The sequence below is a fragment of the Kribbella sp. VKM Ac-2571 genome, from assembly GCF_004362255.1.
Classification (GTDB): domain Bacteria; phylum Actinomycetota; class Actinomycetes; order Propionibacteriales; family Kribbellaceae; genus Kribbella; species Kribbella pratensis.
In genome coordinates this window covers 1-14,555 of sequence record NZ_SNWS01000003.1, presented here as the reverse complement: position 1 = coordinate 14,555, position 14,555 = coordinate 1, and the positions used below count along the sequence as shown (strand labels likewise).

Genomic DNA, 14,555 nt, shown 5'->3' with positions numbered 1-14,555 from the left:
ACCCGGTATCCTCAACCCTCGGCGGCAACCGCCAGGAGGGTTCGCATAGTGGCCGAGTGCGCTGGTCTTGAAAACCGGTATGGCGGGTGACCGTCATCGTGGGTTCGAATCCCACACCCTCCGCTCTGTGTCGATCGATGTGGGCCCACATCCGTTAGTAGCCGCGGGCGCCGTCGGTTAGTTCTCGGAGGATGTCCAGGTGGCCGAGGTGGCGGGCGGTTTCTTCGATCAGGTGGCCGAGGATCCAACGGAGTGAGACGAGCGGGAGTCCTTCGGGAGCCCACCGCTCGAGTTCGTCGAGATCATGATCGGCGACGATCTGTCGTGAGGTCTCACATTGTGCGTCGTAGGCGTCCAGGAGGACGGACAACGGCTCGGAGAGGCTTGGTGTGGTTGGTGTCGGCTCGCCCAGGAACGATCGAACGAACCAACCCAGCTCGACACTGGTGAGGTGGTACACCAGCCAGGCGATGCTCATCTGGGGTGAGGTGTCTGGCAGGAGCCGGCGACGTGCGTCTGCATCGGAGAGATCTGCGCACTTGAGCCGCACGGTCTGTCGTTGCCAATCCAGCCATCCGCTCAGCATGGCCTTCTCATCGGCGGCGGGCTCCGGTCGTTGACGGGGATCCTTGTCCACACCGCAACTTAGCGGGTCTCGATGGTGTTGAGGTCGCGGGTGGCGAAGCGGTGGTGTTCCCAGCCTTCTCCGAGGATGACGTGCAGGCAGGAGCGGGTGGTCTCGGGGTGGGGGCCGTGCGGGTTCTTGCGGGGAGTGTCCAGCTCGGCCGGGGTGACGGTGGCGATGAAGTCGCGGACCATTCCGAAGCGGCTGGCGTGGGCCTCGAGAACGTCGGCGTACGGCGGTGTCTCGGTCAGCGCGTCTTCGGCGGCATGACCCAGGCCGAGCGGATGGAACTCCTCACGTTCGAGGATCGAGCGGCCGAACCACAGGTCGATCGCGTGCACCAGGTGCCGCAGCGTCTGCGCGAACGACCACTCGCCGTCGACCGACACGTCGGCGCTGCCTTCCGGCATACCCGCGACGCGTTCGAGCGTCGCCGACCAGGTCTGCTCGAGCTTGGCCCAGGCGGCGCGGAGACCGTCGGGGTCCTCGGCACGCCGGTCCGCGCGGCCGGGGAAGCGGCGGTTCAGCTCGGCTTGGACGTACGCCGCGACCTCGACACCGTTCACCGTCAGGCTGGCCCCGGGCTCGGCCAGCCACGGTGCGTCGATGTCCGCGCCCTGGATGTCGACTCCGCGCATCACCGCGCCGGACAGATCGGACTCGACGAACCGAGCCCCGCGCAGGTTCGCCTCGAAGAACTCTGCCCCTTGCAAGTCGTCGGACTGCCCGAACTTCGCCATGCCATCTCCCTGGTTCGCTTGCCGTGCGGTGAGCCTAACGGTGACCTAGGACACAAAAGTCGTGCGCGCGACGGGCGGCCCGTGGTGAGGTCGAGGGACAGACCGAGCGCGGCGGAGGGAACAGGTTGTGGACGTTCTGAGTGCGGCGGAACGAGTGGGCTTCACGAAGCGGGACCAGACGCGGTTCGAGGGCCTGGAGGTCGGCACCGACCCACAGTTGCCCGAGAACGCCGAGGAGCTGCTGGCGTACTGCGGTGTGCACCCGGCTGATCGTCACGCGATGCTGGCGGCGCGTCCGGACCCGGATCGCGACCCGGAATGGTGGGCGATCACGTGGGCGCTGGCAGGCGAGGTTGAGCGGGACCTGGATCTGGCGCTGCCGTCCACAGGTTTCAGAGGCTGGCCGGCCGTGCCGCGGAGTGCGTCGCCTGTCGGATTGTTCGCGCCGGCGTGGGCGTTGCTGGCCAACCTGCCGAGGTTGCGTGAGCTCCACGCCCAGCGGGGCGTACCGGAGTCCGTGACTGCCGCAACCGTCGCGGCGCTCGGAGGAGTGATGCACACGCACCGGCACATCTTCGGCTGTGCGGGCGTCGGGCTGATGCCGCTGTGGGGTCCACCGCTGCGGTTCCGAGGTGCCGACTACGAGATCGGTCGGCATGACTTCACCCGTACCCACATGGGACTAGGCGATGGTGTCTCCGGCCACGTGCTCTCCATCCACATCCCACCGACTGGGCGACTCGACGCACAGGAGTCGGAGGAGTCTGTCGCCACTGCAGTCGAGTCGTTCGAGCGCTGGTACCCGGAGGAGCCGCTCGCGGGGCTTGTGTGTCACTCCTGGCTGCTGGACCCGCAGCTGGGCGAGTACCTGCGCCCGGAGTCGAACATCATGCGTTTCCAGACCCGCTTCGATATCCTCCCGCACCTGCCACCAGAGGACCCGACCGAAGGCGACCGTGAGCTGATGCGGCTAGGGCTGCACCTGGACGTACCTGACCATCAGTTGACCGACGAGGACCTCGACAATCTCCCGCAGGACACCACTCTGCAAAGGGCATTCGTCAAGCACCTGCGAGCTGGCGGGCACTGGTACCCGCGGACGGGCATGCTGAAGACATGGAGCTGACGATTCCGGTTGGACAGGACACGATCTGGGCTGAGCATCTCGCGGGCGACGGTGTGCCGATAGTGCTGCTGCATCCGGGGATCGGGGACTCTCGCGTGTGGGATTCCGTGCTGCCCCGGCTCAATGGTCGGCGAGTCGTTCGGTACGACGTCCGTGGGTACGGGCGTTCCCCGCAGCCGACAGGTGAGTTCTCGCTGCAGGGCGACCTGGAGACGGTCCTGGACCAGCTGAACCTGGAACGCGTACTGCTGGTGGGCTGCTCGATGGGCGGCCGTGCGGCGCTCAGCTTCACGCTGGCTCATCCGGAGCGCGTTCACGGCCTGGTGCTGTTGTGTCCGGGAGTGTCCGGCTTCCCGATGCCCGAGGAGCCGGAGCTAGACGCGGAGTACTACGGACTAGTTGCCAAGCGGGATGTGGAGGGGCTGGTGCAGCTCGGGCTGCGGCTCGGGGCTGCGGCAGGGGCTGACGATGCTGCGGTCGCTCAGCTTCGCGCCTCTGCTCCAGCATGGCTCGACCAAGACGAGTATCTGAAGCCGGATCCGCCCGTCTACGACCGGCTCCACGAGATCAAGGCGCCGTCTGTCGTCATGGTCGGTGACAAGGACCGTCCGATCCTCGCAGCCGTGGCCGGCGCTACTGCCGCTCGAATCCCCGGCTGCGAGTTCATCTGGCTACCCGGCGCCGACCACCTGCCAAGCCTCCGCGAACCACAACTGGTGACCGACACCATTCTCCGGTTCGCAGGCGACTAGGAGCGGCTGGTCCAGCGGTCGAGCACTGCTGCTGCTCGGCCGCTGTCCACAGCCTCTCGGCACCGCTCGAAGCAGTCCGCCAACGGTTCCAGACCGGACTCGAGCGTCAGCGTCGCCAGTGCGGCTGCAGCGTTCAGCAGTACGACGTCACGCACCGCACCGCGCTCTCCGTCGACCAGGCCTCGCAACAGGCCAGCGTTGAACGCGGCGTCGCCACCACGCAGCTCAGCCAGCGACGAGGGTCGTAGTCCCAGTGAGCGTGGGTCGAAGACCACTTCCGATGCAGAACCGCCATGCACTACCCAGAGCCGCGAATAGCCAGTAGTGGTGAGCTTGTCGAGTCCGTCGTCGCCGCGGGCGACCAGTGCGGACCGGCCTTGTTTGGCGAGCGCACCTGCCAGCACAGGCAGCATGCGCGGGTTCGCCACGCCAACGAGTTGGTGCTGCGGGCTGGCCGGGTTCAGCAACGGTGCGAGCACGTTGAAGGCGGTGGGGACCGCCAATTCACGCCGTACCACCGCAACTTGGCGTAGAGCTGGGTTGAAGCGTGGAGCGAACAGGTAGGTCAGTCCGACCTCGGCAGCCATCTGGGCGGCGTCTGCAGCGGACAGGTCGAGTGGAACGCCCAGGTACTCCACCAGGTCTCCGGAACCGGCGGCTGATGAGGAGGCAGCTCGCCCACCGTGCTTGACCACGGTGACACCAGTAGCGGCGACAACCACCGCTGCCATCGTGGAGATGTTCGCCGCGCCGGTTCGATCGCCACCTGTCCCGACGATGTCCACGAACGGACCGGTGATCCGCACCGGCGTCGCGTGCGAACGCAGTACGTCGGCCAGCCCGTTGAGCTCATCCGCGGTCTCGCCCTTCGCCCGCAGGGCAATCAGGAACCCGGAGATCTGGGACGGCGATGCCTCGCCCAGCACCAGTTGGTCCATCGCCCAGCCGGTGTCCGCCGTCGATAGGTCGGAACCGGCCAGGAGCGCGGAGATCAGACCGGACCACGTCCGGAGCGTTGTCGCCATCGGCATTCCTCAGGGTGCTGGGCCGCCCACGAGGAGAACATGACAACGGCCGCCTCGCAGGAGACGGCCGGGTGGGTACGCGCGGATTCAGGCCGTCAGGTCGACGGCCCACCACATACTCGCGCGCTGGAACATGCCACCGACCTTAGCGCACCTGCACCCCCATGAGCGGCTGACCCGGCCGCTGTCACATCATGGTGGGCTGATCCGTCAGGGGGCTGAGGAGGTAGTGGTGGACGAGCATGAGCAGCTGGCGCGGCGGTTCGAGGAGAACCGTGGGCACCTGCGTGCTGTTGCGTACCGGATGCTCGGATCGCTACCTGAGGCCGAGGACGCCGTACAGGAGGCCTGGCTGCGGCTGAGTCGTACTGACGTGAGTGATGTCGGCAATCTGGCCGGCTGGCTGACCACGGTGGTGTCGCGGGTGTGTCTGGACATGCTGCGCAGCCGCAAGTCGCGGCGGGAGGACTCACTCGACACGTACGTGCCGGACCCGGTCATCGGCCGTGTGGACGGTGAACTGGGACCGGAGGACGAGGCGGTCCACGCTGACGCGATCGGGTTGGCGTTGCTCGTCGTACTGGAGACCCTGTCGCCGGCCGAGCGGCTGGCATTCGTGCTGCACGACATGTTCGGCGTCGGGTTCGATGAGATCGCCACGATTGTGGACAAGTCGCCGGCCGCGACGCGTCAGCTGGCGAGTCGGGCGCGGCGGCGGGTCCAGGGTGCGCCGGCGAGTGACGGCGACGTCAGCCGGCAGCGAGCCGTCGTCGAGGCATTCATGGCCGCGTCGCGGGGCGGTGACTTCGAGGCGTTGCTAGCACTGCTAGATCCGGATGTGCTGCTGCGCGCGGACGCTGGTACGGCGAGCGGTGAGTTCGCCGGACCGGCCGTGTCGAAGCTGGTCCGCGGCGCGAAGGCGGTCGTCGAGCAGGCGCTCATGTTCAGCCGTATGGCGCCGTACACCCAGCTCGCGCTGGTCAACGGGCTGCCCGGTGCGATCACGGTCGTCAACGACCGCTTGATGGGCGTCATGTCAATCACCGTGGCCGACGGCAAGATCACTCAGATCGACATCCTGGCCGATCTCGATCGCCTCGAAGTCATCCCGCTACCAGCCTGAGCAGCCGCTGCGCCTGCGCCTCCGCGGTCCCTGGCGGATTGCGGTCGGCGCTCGGCCCGCCCGGCCCGATCAGCGTCAGCCAGAACCCGGCCCACAGGCAGCGCGCGGCCCGGAAGCGTGCAGGGTCCGCGGAGAACCGCCGTACCAACGCCGTCGGGTCGGTCTCTCGCCACGACAGGTGCTCGACCAGGTTCGCCAGCTCAACGGTGCGATCACCCAACCCCGCGTCCTCGAAGTCGACGATGCGGACGCGCGAGCCGTCCCACAGGTAGTTGGTGAGGTTGGGATCGCCGTGGGCGAGCACAGGATCGTGTACGGCGGTCAGGTCGGTCGGCTCGTTGTCGAGCCAGGTACGGGCGGCCTCGGCGATCACGCCATCGGTGTCGCGGAGCCCGACGAGCCCCGATCGAGTGCGGTCAAGGAGCGCCTGCAGATCGATGGGCACCAGGTCCTCGGATGGGACCGACCAAAGTGCGGAGAGCGCATCGCCTAGAGCCGCAGTCTGGGTGGAGGTAAGCGAGCCTCCGAGCGGTTCGCCGGGGACGACCGTCATCGTCAGCGACGGCGTCGGCTCGGTGGACAACTCGAGGGGAGTGGGCGTGAGGCCGGGTGCGGCGCGGGACAGCACGGTCAGCGCGGCCCATTCGCGACCCGGCTCGTCGCGGGGCCACGACGCGTAGCGCTTGGTGAGGGTACGTCCGGAGATCTCGACCGAGTGAGTCATCGAGAAAGTTTGGCGGACGTGTCGATCATCGGCGATCTCCTTCGACGTATGGGCAGGAAGCGGATACGGCGAAGGAGCGGGATCAGATGTCTACGCAGGCGATTGCAGCGGTTGCCAGTGACCTCGTGGCGGGTCTGCTGGGGGCAGGTTTCAACGGTGCCGTCCGGCTGCCCGGCGAGCCGGCGTACGACGAGCAGCGGCGTTCCGTGATCCCTTCGGTGGATTCGCGCCCGCTCGTGATCGCCGAGGCGTACGGGCGGACCGACGTACAGGCCGCCGTACGGACCGCTCGCGAGTACGGCGTACCGATCGCTGTGCAGGCGACAGGACACGGCACCCGGGTGCCCGCTGATGGCGGGATCCTGCTGAAGACCACACAGATGACCGGAGTACTGATCGACCCCGAGCGCCGGATCGCCAAGGTCGCGCCGGGCGCCCGCTGGGGTGCGGTGCTGGATGCCGCGCGGCAGTTCGGGCTCGCCCCGCTGTCCGGCTCGCACCGCGACGTCGGCGTCACCGGGTACACGCTGGGCGGCGGAGTCGGGTGGCTGGCCCGCAAGTACGGGTTCGCGGCCGACAGCGTGATCCGCGCCGAGGTCGTCACCGCCGACGGCCGCGCCGTCACCGCGAGCGCCGAGCAGCACCCCGACCTCTTCTGGGCGATCCGCGGCGGCACCGGCAACTTCGGCATCGTCACCTCGCTCGAGTTCCGCCTGTACCCGGTCCGCGAGGTCCACGCCGGCATCGTCTACTACGGCATCGACCGCGCCGCCGCGATCCTCCGCCGGTACCGCGACTGGACCGCCACGATTCCCAACGAACTCAGCACCGCGGTCGTCCTGACCCGCGTCCCCGGCACCGAGCAGCGCGCCGTCGCGATCAAGGTCCTGTACGCCGGCGACGCCGAGCTGGCCGAACATCTGCTGAAGCCGCTGTTCGAGATCGCCGGCCCGCGGCTCGCCGGTGAGCTGAAGACGATCGAGTACGCCGATGCCGCGATGGGCGGCACGCCCGCTCGCCACCTCGACTTCCTGGACACGCTGACCGACGAGGTGATCGACGTGGTCACCGAGCTCGAGGACGCGATGGTCGAGATCCGCCACTGGGGCGGCGCGATGGCCCACCCGGGTCCCGGCGCCGGTCCGATCGGTCACCGTGAGGCGTCGTACTCACTGATCATCGACCGCGAAGTGTTGGGCGGTGGTGTGGGTTTGCGAACAGCGCTGCTGCCCACGTCGGGGCGGACGTTCGTGAACTTCCTCGGCGACCCGGGGCGCGCGGACACGGCGTACGGCGCGACAGATCTGCAACGGCTGCGCGAGGTGAAGCGGGCCTACGACCCCACGAACTTCTTCCACCTGAACGCCAACATCAGGCCTTAGATCAGACAGTGCCGGAGTTGCCGTAGACGGTCACGTGCACGTGGTCGTAGTGGTTCGCGGTGGTGCTACCGCGGTCCTCCATCGCGCGCCAGCCTTCGCTGCTGCGCTGGACCGTCCAGATGTGCTGCTGCCAGATCAGCTGGCTGACGCCGAGCTTCTTGTAGTTGGCCTTCAGCCAGTCCGCGACCTCCTGGCCCTCGGAACCGCTGACCATGATGTCGAGCGCATGCCCGGTGGAGTGCTCCGAGCCGCTGTCGCCGGACCGCAGACCGCCGTACGACGTGATGTCGGGGAACTTCGCGCAGATCGCCCGGTGCACCCGGATCGCGTCCTGGGTCAGGCCGTCCTCGACCGCGGAGCCGGACTTGCAGGCCGCCTGCGAGATCGCCCCGGAAACGCTGGCGACCGGTTTGGTGGCGGACAGGTACTGCGCCTTCACCCAGCGGGACTTGCCGTCGCTGACCACCTCGGCCCAGAGGCCGTCGACCTTGCCGGTGACCGAGACCTTGGTGCCCTTCGGCAGCACGTCCAGCAGCAGGCCGGTCAGCGGCAGCGACCAGAGGTTCACGTCGGTGGTGGTGTACTTCGTGCCGGTGATCTTCGGCGGCGTCGCGTTCGCGTTCAGATCCTCCGCCGCGCGGGTCTTCGCCGACGTCGGCTTCGGGATCGGCGCCTGCTTCTTCAGGTGCTTGGGCGTCGGGCTTGCCTTCGGCTTGGGCGCCGGAGTCGTCGACGTGGTGCTGATCGGCGGACGCAGGGCGTCCCGGCTGATCGTGGCGTCGCGCGACAGCTGCAGGGACGAGCTGGCGATCGACGGGTCGAGCTGAACATGCTGGCTGGGGAGTGCGGCGGCCGAACCGGTGGCAACCATCGCCACTGCCGCGCCCGGGATCGCTACCTTCACGAGACCCGGCTGGATCATCCTGGCGCGCGATTGCCGGTGCCGCGCCTGTCTATGCCGTCCTTCAGCCACTTCTGGAACCCAATCTGCCGAGACCAAAACGTTATCGACCGGAGGAGTCAAGCACACATCGCCGCGCCGGTTCGAATCGGCCCCTACTCTTAACGCATTACGAACATCCACCGGCTGCCGCCAGACGTGATCTGCCCGCTATCCGGATGTGACCGTCCCGACATCAAACGCTTGGTCGGTGTGGCGGTCCGTTGTGACCCACGGCGCGGCGCCTGTACGTCGGTTGCTGCTTGACTGCCCGCGTGGGATTTCGGATCGAGGGTGGGGCGGTTGCGCGGCTGTTCATTGATCGCGCGGCGAAGCGGAACGCGCTGACCCGGGCGATGTGGGCTGCGCTGCCTGGGCTGCTCGCCGACCTGGCGAGCGACGACGAGGTCAAGGTTCTGCTGGTGACCGGCGAGGGTACGAGTTTCTCCGCCGGCGCCGATATCCGCGAGCTGATCTCGGGCGCTGACCCGGCCGATCCGATGGCCGAGCTACGGGCGTCCAACCTGCAGGCCCAGGCGGCGCTGCGGGAGTTCCCGAAGCCGACGATCGCGGTGGTTCGCGGGCACTGCATCGGCGGTGGTCTCGAGATCGCGGTGAACTGCGACTTCCGGTTCGCCGCGCGGGATGCGAGCTTCGGCGTCACGCCGGCCCGGATCGGCGTCGTCTACCCGCCTGCCGCGATCAAGGTGCTGCTCGACCTGGTCGGTCCGGCGACCACGAAGTACCTGCTCTTCAGCGGTGACCTGCTCACTGCGGACCAGGCCGAACTCAAGGGCCTGGTCGACCGCGTGGACGACGATCCGATGGTGGCGGCCGAGGCGTTCGCGGAGACGCTGGTGTCGCGGTCGCAGTTGACGATCCGCTCGGCCAAGGAGTCGGTCAACGCACTGCTGTCCGGCGAGGACGGAGACGCGGCAGCGGTACGGCGGTATCGCGAGACGATCGCCTCGGGCGAGCTGGCGGAAGGGATCGAGGCCTTCACGCAGAAGCGCTCACCGAAGTTCGTCTGGCATTCCTGCTGAGATCAGGGTGCCGCGGAGCTCGACGCGGTCGCCGACCGCGGCCGAGACCCGGCCGGCGATCTCCTGCGCGCGCTTGTCGTCGGGTGCGTCGATCAGGAAGAACCCGGCCAGTTGCTCCTTGGCCTCGCCGAACGGACCGTCGGTGACCACCTGCTGACCTTCCCGGATCTGCACGATCCGGCCGTCCTCAGGCGGTCGCAGGCCCTCCGAGCTGACCAGTTCACCGGACGCGGCGAGCTCCTGTTCGAGCCGCAGCAATCGGCGCAGGGCCTCGTCGTCGTCCGCGGTCCACACCCGGTCGACGCTTCGAAAGATCATCACGACGTACTTCATGGCCACACGGTAATGAACCGCGCCGACAGAACCCCGCGGACGACCCGCGGGGTTCTGGGCTGCTTGCCGATCAGTACCAGTGTGCTCGTCCGCCGACCGCGCGGCCGGTCGCTCCGAGGATCCAGAACACTGCGCCGACCAGCAGCAGGATGATGCCGATGGTCCACAGGATCGAGACGTTCAGGACGAACCCGAGAATCAGCAGGATCAGTCCGAGAATGAGCATGAGCCCTCCTTCGCCGGGGGCCGCCTGGCGGAGATGGCGGCCACGGACGTCCGGTGCCCACCTTTTGTGCCCTGAACCTCCAACGCCCGTTTGATCAGCGCACATCCGGCGAAGCCGACCACGATGAACGCCCACACCGTCACGAAGGCGATCCGATAGCCGTGGACCAGAGCGATCGGCGTAGTGCCCGACGTACTCGCAGTAGCCACCGCGGAGACTGCCGCGACACCGATAGCACCGCCGATCTGGAAGCTGGCGTTCTGTAGTCCGGAGGCGACACCGGCGTCCTCGCCCGCGACGTCGCTCAGTGAGGCGATCGAGCCGGCGACCGTACCTGCGCCCAATCCGGCACCGAAGATCGTCAGCCCCCAGAAGGCCAGCTCGAAGTACCCAGAAGACACGGTGAGCTGAGTCATCAGCGTCGTACCGAGTCCTGCGACCAGTAGCGACACGAACGCGACCCGGCGCGGTCCGACTCGAGTGACGAGGTGCTGGCCGACTATGGACCCCACGACCGCTGCAGCCGCGAGTACGGCGGACATGAAGCCGTAGCGGATCGCTGACGCACCCAGTGCGAGCTGTGCGTACTGCGTGTAGACAAAGTTGAGTCCGAACGCCGCCAGCCCCCAGCTGATCGTGATGAGGTTGCCGCCGACCAGTGTGCGCGAGTGGAAGATCCGGAGCGGTACGAGCGGGTCAGCCGAGCGCTTCTCAACTGCTACGAACAGTGCGAACAGAAGAGCGGAGGCGAGCACCAGGAGTACCGTCCGCGTCGCGGACGACTCAGGTGCCTCGATGACGGCGTACACCAGGACGATGAGAGCGGCGGTGACAGTGATGGCACCGGCCACGTCGAACCCGCGGCGGCCGGGTCCGCGGCTGTCCAGCAGCAGTACGGGCGCCAGTACGACGACCAGCACGCAGACCGGCACGTTGATGAAGAAGATCCACTGCCAGCCGAGTCCGTCCGTGACAGGTCCGCCGACGAGCGAACCCGCCGTACCGCCGATCCCACTGGTCGCTCCCCAGATCCCTAGCGCCTTGTTGCGATCCGGACCGGACGGGAACGTGGTCATGACGATCGACAACGCGCTCGGAGCCAGTACGGCGGCTGCGGCACCCTGCAGCCCGCGGGCGAGGACCAGAGCGTCACCACTCCATGCGAGCCCGCAGAGAAGAGAGGACCCTGCGAAGAGCAGCAGTCCGGTGATGAAGACGCGCCGGCGACCCAGCAGGTCGGAGATCCGGCCGCCGAGCAGCAGGAGGCCGCCGAACATCAGCCCGTACCCGCTGGGCACCCACTGTGCGCCACCGGTCGAGAAGGTCAGCTCCCGCTCGATCGACGGTACAGCGACCAGCACGATCGACGCGTCCAGGATGATCATGAACCCGGTCAGACAGAGCAACGCCAGCGCGAACCAACGCTTCGAATGCGAAACCATCAGGCATCTCCAGTACGGCGGGACGCCCCGGCTGAGCGTCACTCGGCAGAGACGTCGGTGCCGACCGGGTGTACTTCGACATTCCGGTTTTGTCGAAGTACGGCGTACCTGCTTCGACGTACCGGTTAACTGGGGGTCACAGCGGCCTCCACTCGGTACAGGATGGTGACTGTGAAGTACATGCTGCTGATCTACAGCAACGCCGAGAGCTGGGCGAGCCTGTCGCCCGAGCAACGCGACGGGCTGGCCGAGGCGCACGAGGCGCTGTCGCGAGAGCTGACCGAGCAGGGCCTGCTGGTCAGTGCCGCCGGTCTGGCCGACCCGATCACCACCCGGACCGTTCAGGTGCGTGACGACACCACGACCACGACGGACGGGCCGTACGCCGAGGCGAAGGAGCACCTGGCCGGGTTCTACCTGGTGGAGTGCGACGACATCGACCAGGCGATCGGGTACGCCGCGCGCATGCCGGACGCGGAGTACGTCGCCGTGGAGGTGCGACCGGTCATGGACATGTCTGGGCTGGAGATGTGAGCGGCTTCGAACTGCTGCTGCGGGAACAGGCGCCGCAGGTGCTCAGTGCGCTGGTCCGGCACTACGGTCACTTCGACCTGGCCGAGGAAGCGGTCCAGGAGGCTCTGCTCGCGGCCACACAGCAGTGGCCGACCGAGGGCGTGCCGGACAACCCGCGTGGCTGGCTGATCCGGGTCGGGTCGCGGCGGCTCACCGATCTCCTGCGGAGTGAATCGGCCAGGCGGCGGCGTGAGGAGAACGCGGCCCAGCTTGCGGCCCCGGAAGAGTTCGTCGCGCCAGGCCCGGACATCGACGACCCGGGTGGTAGAGACGACACACTGACGTTGCTGTTCCTCTGTTGCCATCCGGCGTTGTCGCCGGCTTCGCAGATCGCGCTGACACTGCGTGCGGTCGGTGGTCTTACCACCGCGCAGATCGCGGCCGCGTTCCTGGTGCCGGAGGCAACCATGGCGCAGCGGATCAGCCGGGCGAAGCGGAGCATCAAGCAGGCGGGCAGTTCGTTCGAGATGCCGCCGGAGGCGGAGCGGGACGAGCGGATGGGCGCCGTACTGCATGTGCTCTACCTGATCTTCAACGAGGGCTACACCGCGTCGTCCGGTACGTCGCTGCACAGTGCGGAACTGACGACCGAGGCGATCCGCCTGGTGCGCGGTGTGCGGAAGCTACTGCCGGACGACGGTGAGGTAGCGGGCCTGCTGGCGTTGATGTTGCTGACCGACGCGCGGCGGGGGGCACGGACCGGTGCGGACGGGACGCTGATCCCGCTGGCCGAGCAGGACCGCTCCAAGTGGAACCGGGCCGCCATCGTCGAGGGCGAGGCGCTGGTGAGCGATGCGCTGTCGCGGACGCAGCTGGGGCCGTACCAGGTACAGGCGGCGATCGCTGCGGTACATGACACGGCAGAGCGTGCTGAGGACACGGACTGGCGGCAGATCGTCGCGCTGTACGACGTACTCGAGCAGCTGGTCGACAACCCGATGGTGAAGCTCAACCACGCCGTGGCGGTGGGTATGGCGGTCGGTCCGAAGGAAGGGCTCGCCGTACTCGAGCCACTCGAGTCGGACGACCGCATGAACCACCGGCTCGAGGCAGTCCGCGCGCATCTGCTCGAGATGTCCGGCGACGTCGCCGCTGCGCGGGAGAGCTATCTACTGGCAGCCCGCCGTACGACGAGCATGCCGGAGCGGAACTACCTGCAGTCGAAGGCGGACCGGCTGACCTGAGGTCGCGTAGGTTGGATGTGTGGATCTCACCAGGGCCTCACTCCTCCGGGAGATGCTGACCGCCACCGAACTGGGCAGCCGGACCACGGAGTTCGGCTATGCGCTGCGACGCTTCACCACCAGGCGCAGCGGGCTCATGCTGTTCGGACCGGTCGACGACGAGCCCTGGCACCTGACCGCGCACCTGGACGACGAACTGCACCGGGCCGGCGTCGAGGACCTACGACCGTCACTGGTCCGCTGGGCGCCGCCACCAGACGCCCCACCGCACCTGGCGATCGGCCTGGACCGTTTGCGCGACGCAGGTCGTGGCGAGTCGTTGCTGGTCGTCGCCGAGGACGCACCGGCCGACACGCTCCTGGAGCGGATCAGCGACGTGCGGCGACGCGGTACGACGATCTTCAGCATTGGCAACGGTGACAAGGAGCTGACGTCGCTCAGCCACGAAACCCTCGTACCCGAACTGCTGGTGCCTGACGGCTTCGGGTGGACGAGTCGATCGCTCGAGTACGAATACGACGAGCAGATGTCGGCGCAGACCGAGGTCGACTCGCAGACCGACGAGAGCTTCGAGACCGCCCAGCACCTGGTCAGCCTCGCCGCCGCCGACGAAGAAGCCGGCCGCTCCGGCTGGCGCCGCCGCCTCCGCAACGCCATAGAAAGACTCAGCGGCGAACCCGCCTAACCAGCCACACGCCGCGCAGACAGCCTGACACCACGCCGGCATCGCCCCCCACGCCGGGGTCACGTCCCACGTCGGGGTCGCGTTCCGCGCCGGGGTCGCGTTCCGCGCCGGGGTCGCGTTGCCCACCGGAGTAACTTTTCACGCCGGGGTCACCTCGCCCCGTGCTGGTGTCGCGTTCCGTGCTGGTGTCGCGTTCCGCGCCGGGGTCACGTTCCGCGCCGGGTCATCTCCCACGCGGGCGTCACGCACACGCCGAGGTCACTTTCACATCGGCGTCACATCCTGCGCGGGGTCGTCTCCACGCCGGGGTCGTCTCCCTCGCCGGGGTCATCTCCCCCCACGCCGGGGTAACCTCCTGCGAGGTCACCTCCTGCGCCGAGGTCATCTTTCGCGTCGGCGTCACATCTCGCGTGGGGGTCATCTCCACGCCGGGGTCGTCTCCCTCGCCGGGGTCATCTCCCCCCACGCCGGGGTAACCTCCTGCGAGGTCACCTCCTGCGCCGAGGTCATCTTTCGCGTCGGCGTCACATCCCGCGCGGGGGTCATCTCCACGCCGGGGTCGTCTCCCTCGCCGGGGTCATCTCCCCCCACGCCGGGGTAACCTCCTGCGAGGTCACCTCCTGCGCCGAGGT

At 67.9% G+C, this 14,555-nt stretch carries 17 protein-coding genes and 1 tRNA gene; 9 read left to right on the top strand and 9 right to left on the bottom strand.

Annotated features, from left to right (window positions below; all coding sequences use genetic code 11):
• Nucleotides 1-34 precede the first annotated feature (34 nt).
• Nucleotides 35-123 (top strand) — tRNA-Ser (locus EV651_RS07345).
• A 31-nt stretch (nucleotides 124-154) separates the two neighbouring features.
• On the opposite strand, the gene EV651_RS07340 is transcribed toward EV651_RS07345, so the two are convergent.
• Nucleotides 155-586: a DinB family protein gene (locus EV651_RS07340; RefSeq protein ID WP_133783418.1), complete on the bottom strand. Its 432-nt coding sequence runs from the start codon at nucleotides 584-586 to the stop codon at nucleotides 155-157.
• Nucleotides 587-645: 59 nt separating this feature from the next.
• Nucleotides 646-1,365 (bottom strand): DinB family protein, encoded by a 720-nt coding sequence (locus tag EV651_RS07335; RefSeq protein ID WP_133783416.1) that lies wholly within the window; start codon nucleotides 1,363-1,365, stop codon nucleotides 646-648.
• A 127-nt stretch (nucleotides 1,366-1,492) separates the two neighbouring features.
• Between EV651_RS07335 and EV651_RS07330 the strand changes: the two genes are divergently transcribed.
• Complete coding sequence (locus EV651_RS07330; protein ID WP_133783414.1) at nucleotides 1,493-2,491, top strand: acyltransferase domain-containing protein; 999 nt, start codon at nucleotides 1,493-1,495, stop codon at nucleotides 2,489-2,491.
• A complete protein-coding gene (locus tag EV651_RS07325) occupies nucleotides 2,482-3,243 on the top strand; it encodes an alpha/beta fold hydrolase (RefSeq protein ID WP_133783411.1) in 762 nt (253 codons plus the stop codon). The genes EV651_RS07330 and EV651_RS07325 overlap by 10 nt, the downstream gene beginning before the upstream one ends.
• On the opposite strand, the gene trpD is transcribed toward EV651_RS07325, so the two are convergent.
• Nucleotides 3,240-4,268 carry an anthranilate phosphoribosyltransferase gene (gene trpD / locus EV651_RS07320; RefSeq protein WP_202870210.1) on the bottom strand — a complete coding sequence of 343 codons (1,029 nt, stop codon included), beginning with the start codon at nucleotides 4,266-4,268 and terminating at the stop codon, nucleotides 3,240-3,242. The genes EV651_RS07325 and trpD overlap by 4 nt on opposite strands.
• Before the next feature lie 232 nt (nucleotides 4,269-4,500).
• On the opposite strand from trpD, the gene sigJ reads away from it, so the two are divergent.
• Complete coding sequence (gene sigJ, locus EV651_RS07315) at nucleotides 4,501-5,391, top strand: RNA polymerase sigma factor SigJ (protein ID WP_133783407.1); 891 nt, start codon at nucleotides 4,501-4,503, stop codon at nucleotides 5,389-5,391.
• Here sigJ and EV651_RS07310 read toward each other — a convergent pair.
• On the bottom strand, nucleotides 5,372-6,115 hold the full coding sequence (locus EV651_RS07310) for a phosphotransferase family protein (RefSeq protein ID WP_133783405.1): 744 nt from the start codon (nucleotides 6,113-6,115) through the stop codon (nucleotides 5,372-5,374). The two genes, sigJ and EV651_RS07310, sit on opposite strands and share 20 nt — an antisense overlap.
• A gap of 86 nt (nucleotides 6,116-6,201) precedes the next feature.
• Between EV651_RS07310 and EV651_RS07305 the strand changes: the two genes are divergently transcribed.
• Nucleotides 6,202-7,497, top strand: a complete 1,296-nt coding sequence (locus tag EV651_RS07305) for an FAD-binding oxidoreductase (RefSeq protein ID WP_133783403.1) — start codon at nucleotides 6,202-6,204, stop codon at nucleotides 7,495-7,497.
• A gap of 1 nt (nucleotide 7,498) precedes the next feature.
• Here the strand turns inward: EV651_RS07305 and EV651_RS07300 are convergent, their stop codons facing one another.
• Nucleotides 7,499-8,401 carry an SH3 domain-containing protein gene (locus EV651_RS07300; protein WP_238156721.1) on the bottom strand — a complete coding sequence of 301 codons (903 nt, stop codon included), beginning with the start codon at nucleotides 8,399-8,401 and terminating at the stop codon, nucleotides 7,499-7,501.
• A 311-nt stretch (nucleotides 8,402-8,712) separates the two neighbouring features.
• On the opposite strand from EV651_RS07300, the gene EV651_RS07295 reads away from it, so the two are divergent.
• Nucleotides 8,713-9,480 (top strand): enoyl-CoA hydratase/isomerase family protein, encoded by a 768-nt coding sequence (locus tag EV651_RS07295; protein WP_133783399.1) that lies wholly within the window; start codon nucleotides 8,713-8,715, stop codon nucleotides 9,478-9,480.
• Here EV651_RS07295 and EV651_RS07290 read toward each other — a convergent pair.
• The 3 genes from EV651_RS07290 to EV651_RS07285 all read right to left on the bottom strand — a co-directional run bounded on the left by EV651_RS07290 (nucleotide 9,451) and on the right by EV651_RS07285 (nucleotide 11,481).
• A complete protein-coding gene (locus EV651_RS07290) occupies nucleotides 9,451-9,813 on the bottom strand; it encodes a YciI family protein (protein WP_133783398.1) in 363 nt (120 codons plus the stop codon). The genes EV651_RS07295 and EV651_RS07290 overlap by 30 nt on opposite strands.
• Nucleotides 9,814-9,883: 70 nt before the next feature.
• On the bottom strand, nucleotides 9,884-10,039 hold the full coding sequence (locus EV651_RS41240; RefSeq protein ID WP_166658529.1) for a DUF6131 family protein: 156 nt from the start codon (nucleotides 10,037-10,039) through the stop codon (nucleotides 9,884-9,886).
• Complete coding sequence (locus EV651_RS07285) at nucleotides 10,021-11,481, bottom strand: MFS transporter (RefSeq protein ID WP_133783396.1); 1,461 nt, start codon at nucleotides 11,479-11,481, stop codon at nucleotides 10,021-10,023. The genes EV651_RS41240 and EV651_RS07285 overlap by 19 nt, the downstream gene beginning before the upstream one ends.
• A gap of 180 nt (nucleotides 11,482-11,661) precedes the next feature.
• Here EV651_RS07285 and EV651_RS07280 point away from each other — a divergent pair, with 180 nt between their 5' ends.
• Genes EV651_RS07280 through EV651_RS07270 form a run of 3 tightly spaced genes read left to right on the top strand, consistent with a single transcriptional unit; the run spans nucleotide 11,662 to nucleotide 13,923 of the window.
• Nucleotides 11,662-12,015: a YciI family protein gene (locus EV651_RS07280; protein ID WP_238156787.1), complete on the top strand. Its 354-nt coding sequence runs from the start codon at nucleotides 11,662-11,664 to the stop codon at nucleotides 12,013-12,015.
• Complete coding sequence (locus EV651_RS07275; protein ID WP_133783391.1) at nucleotides 12,012-13,238, top strand: RNA polymerase sigma factor; 1,227 nt, start codon at nucleotides 12,012-12,014, stop codon at nucleotides 13,236-13,238. Before EV651_RS07280 ends, EV651_RS07275 begins: the two co-directional genes overlap by 4 nt.
• A 19-nt stretch (nucleotides 13,239-13,257) precedes the next feature.
• Nucleotides 13,258-13,923 (top strand): hypothetical protein, encoded by a 666-nt coding sequence (locus EV651_RS07270; protein WP_133783389.1) that lies wholly within the window; start codon nucleotides 13,258-13,260, stop codon nucleotides 13,921-13,923.
• A gap of 417 nt (nucleotides 13,924-14,340) precedes the next feature.
• On the opposite strand, the gene EV651_RS42245 is transcribed toward EV651_RS07270, so the two are convergent.
• Nucleotides 14,341-14,555: hypothetical protein (locus tag EV651_RS42245; RefSeq protein ID WP_238156720.1), on the bottom strand; the 215-nt coding region annotated here is incomplete at its 5' end.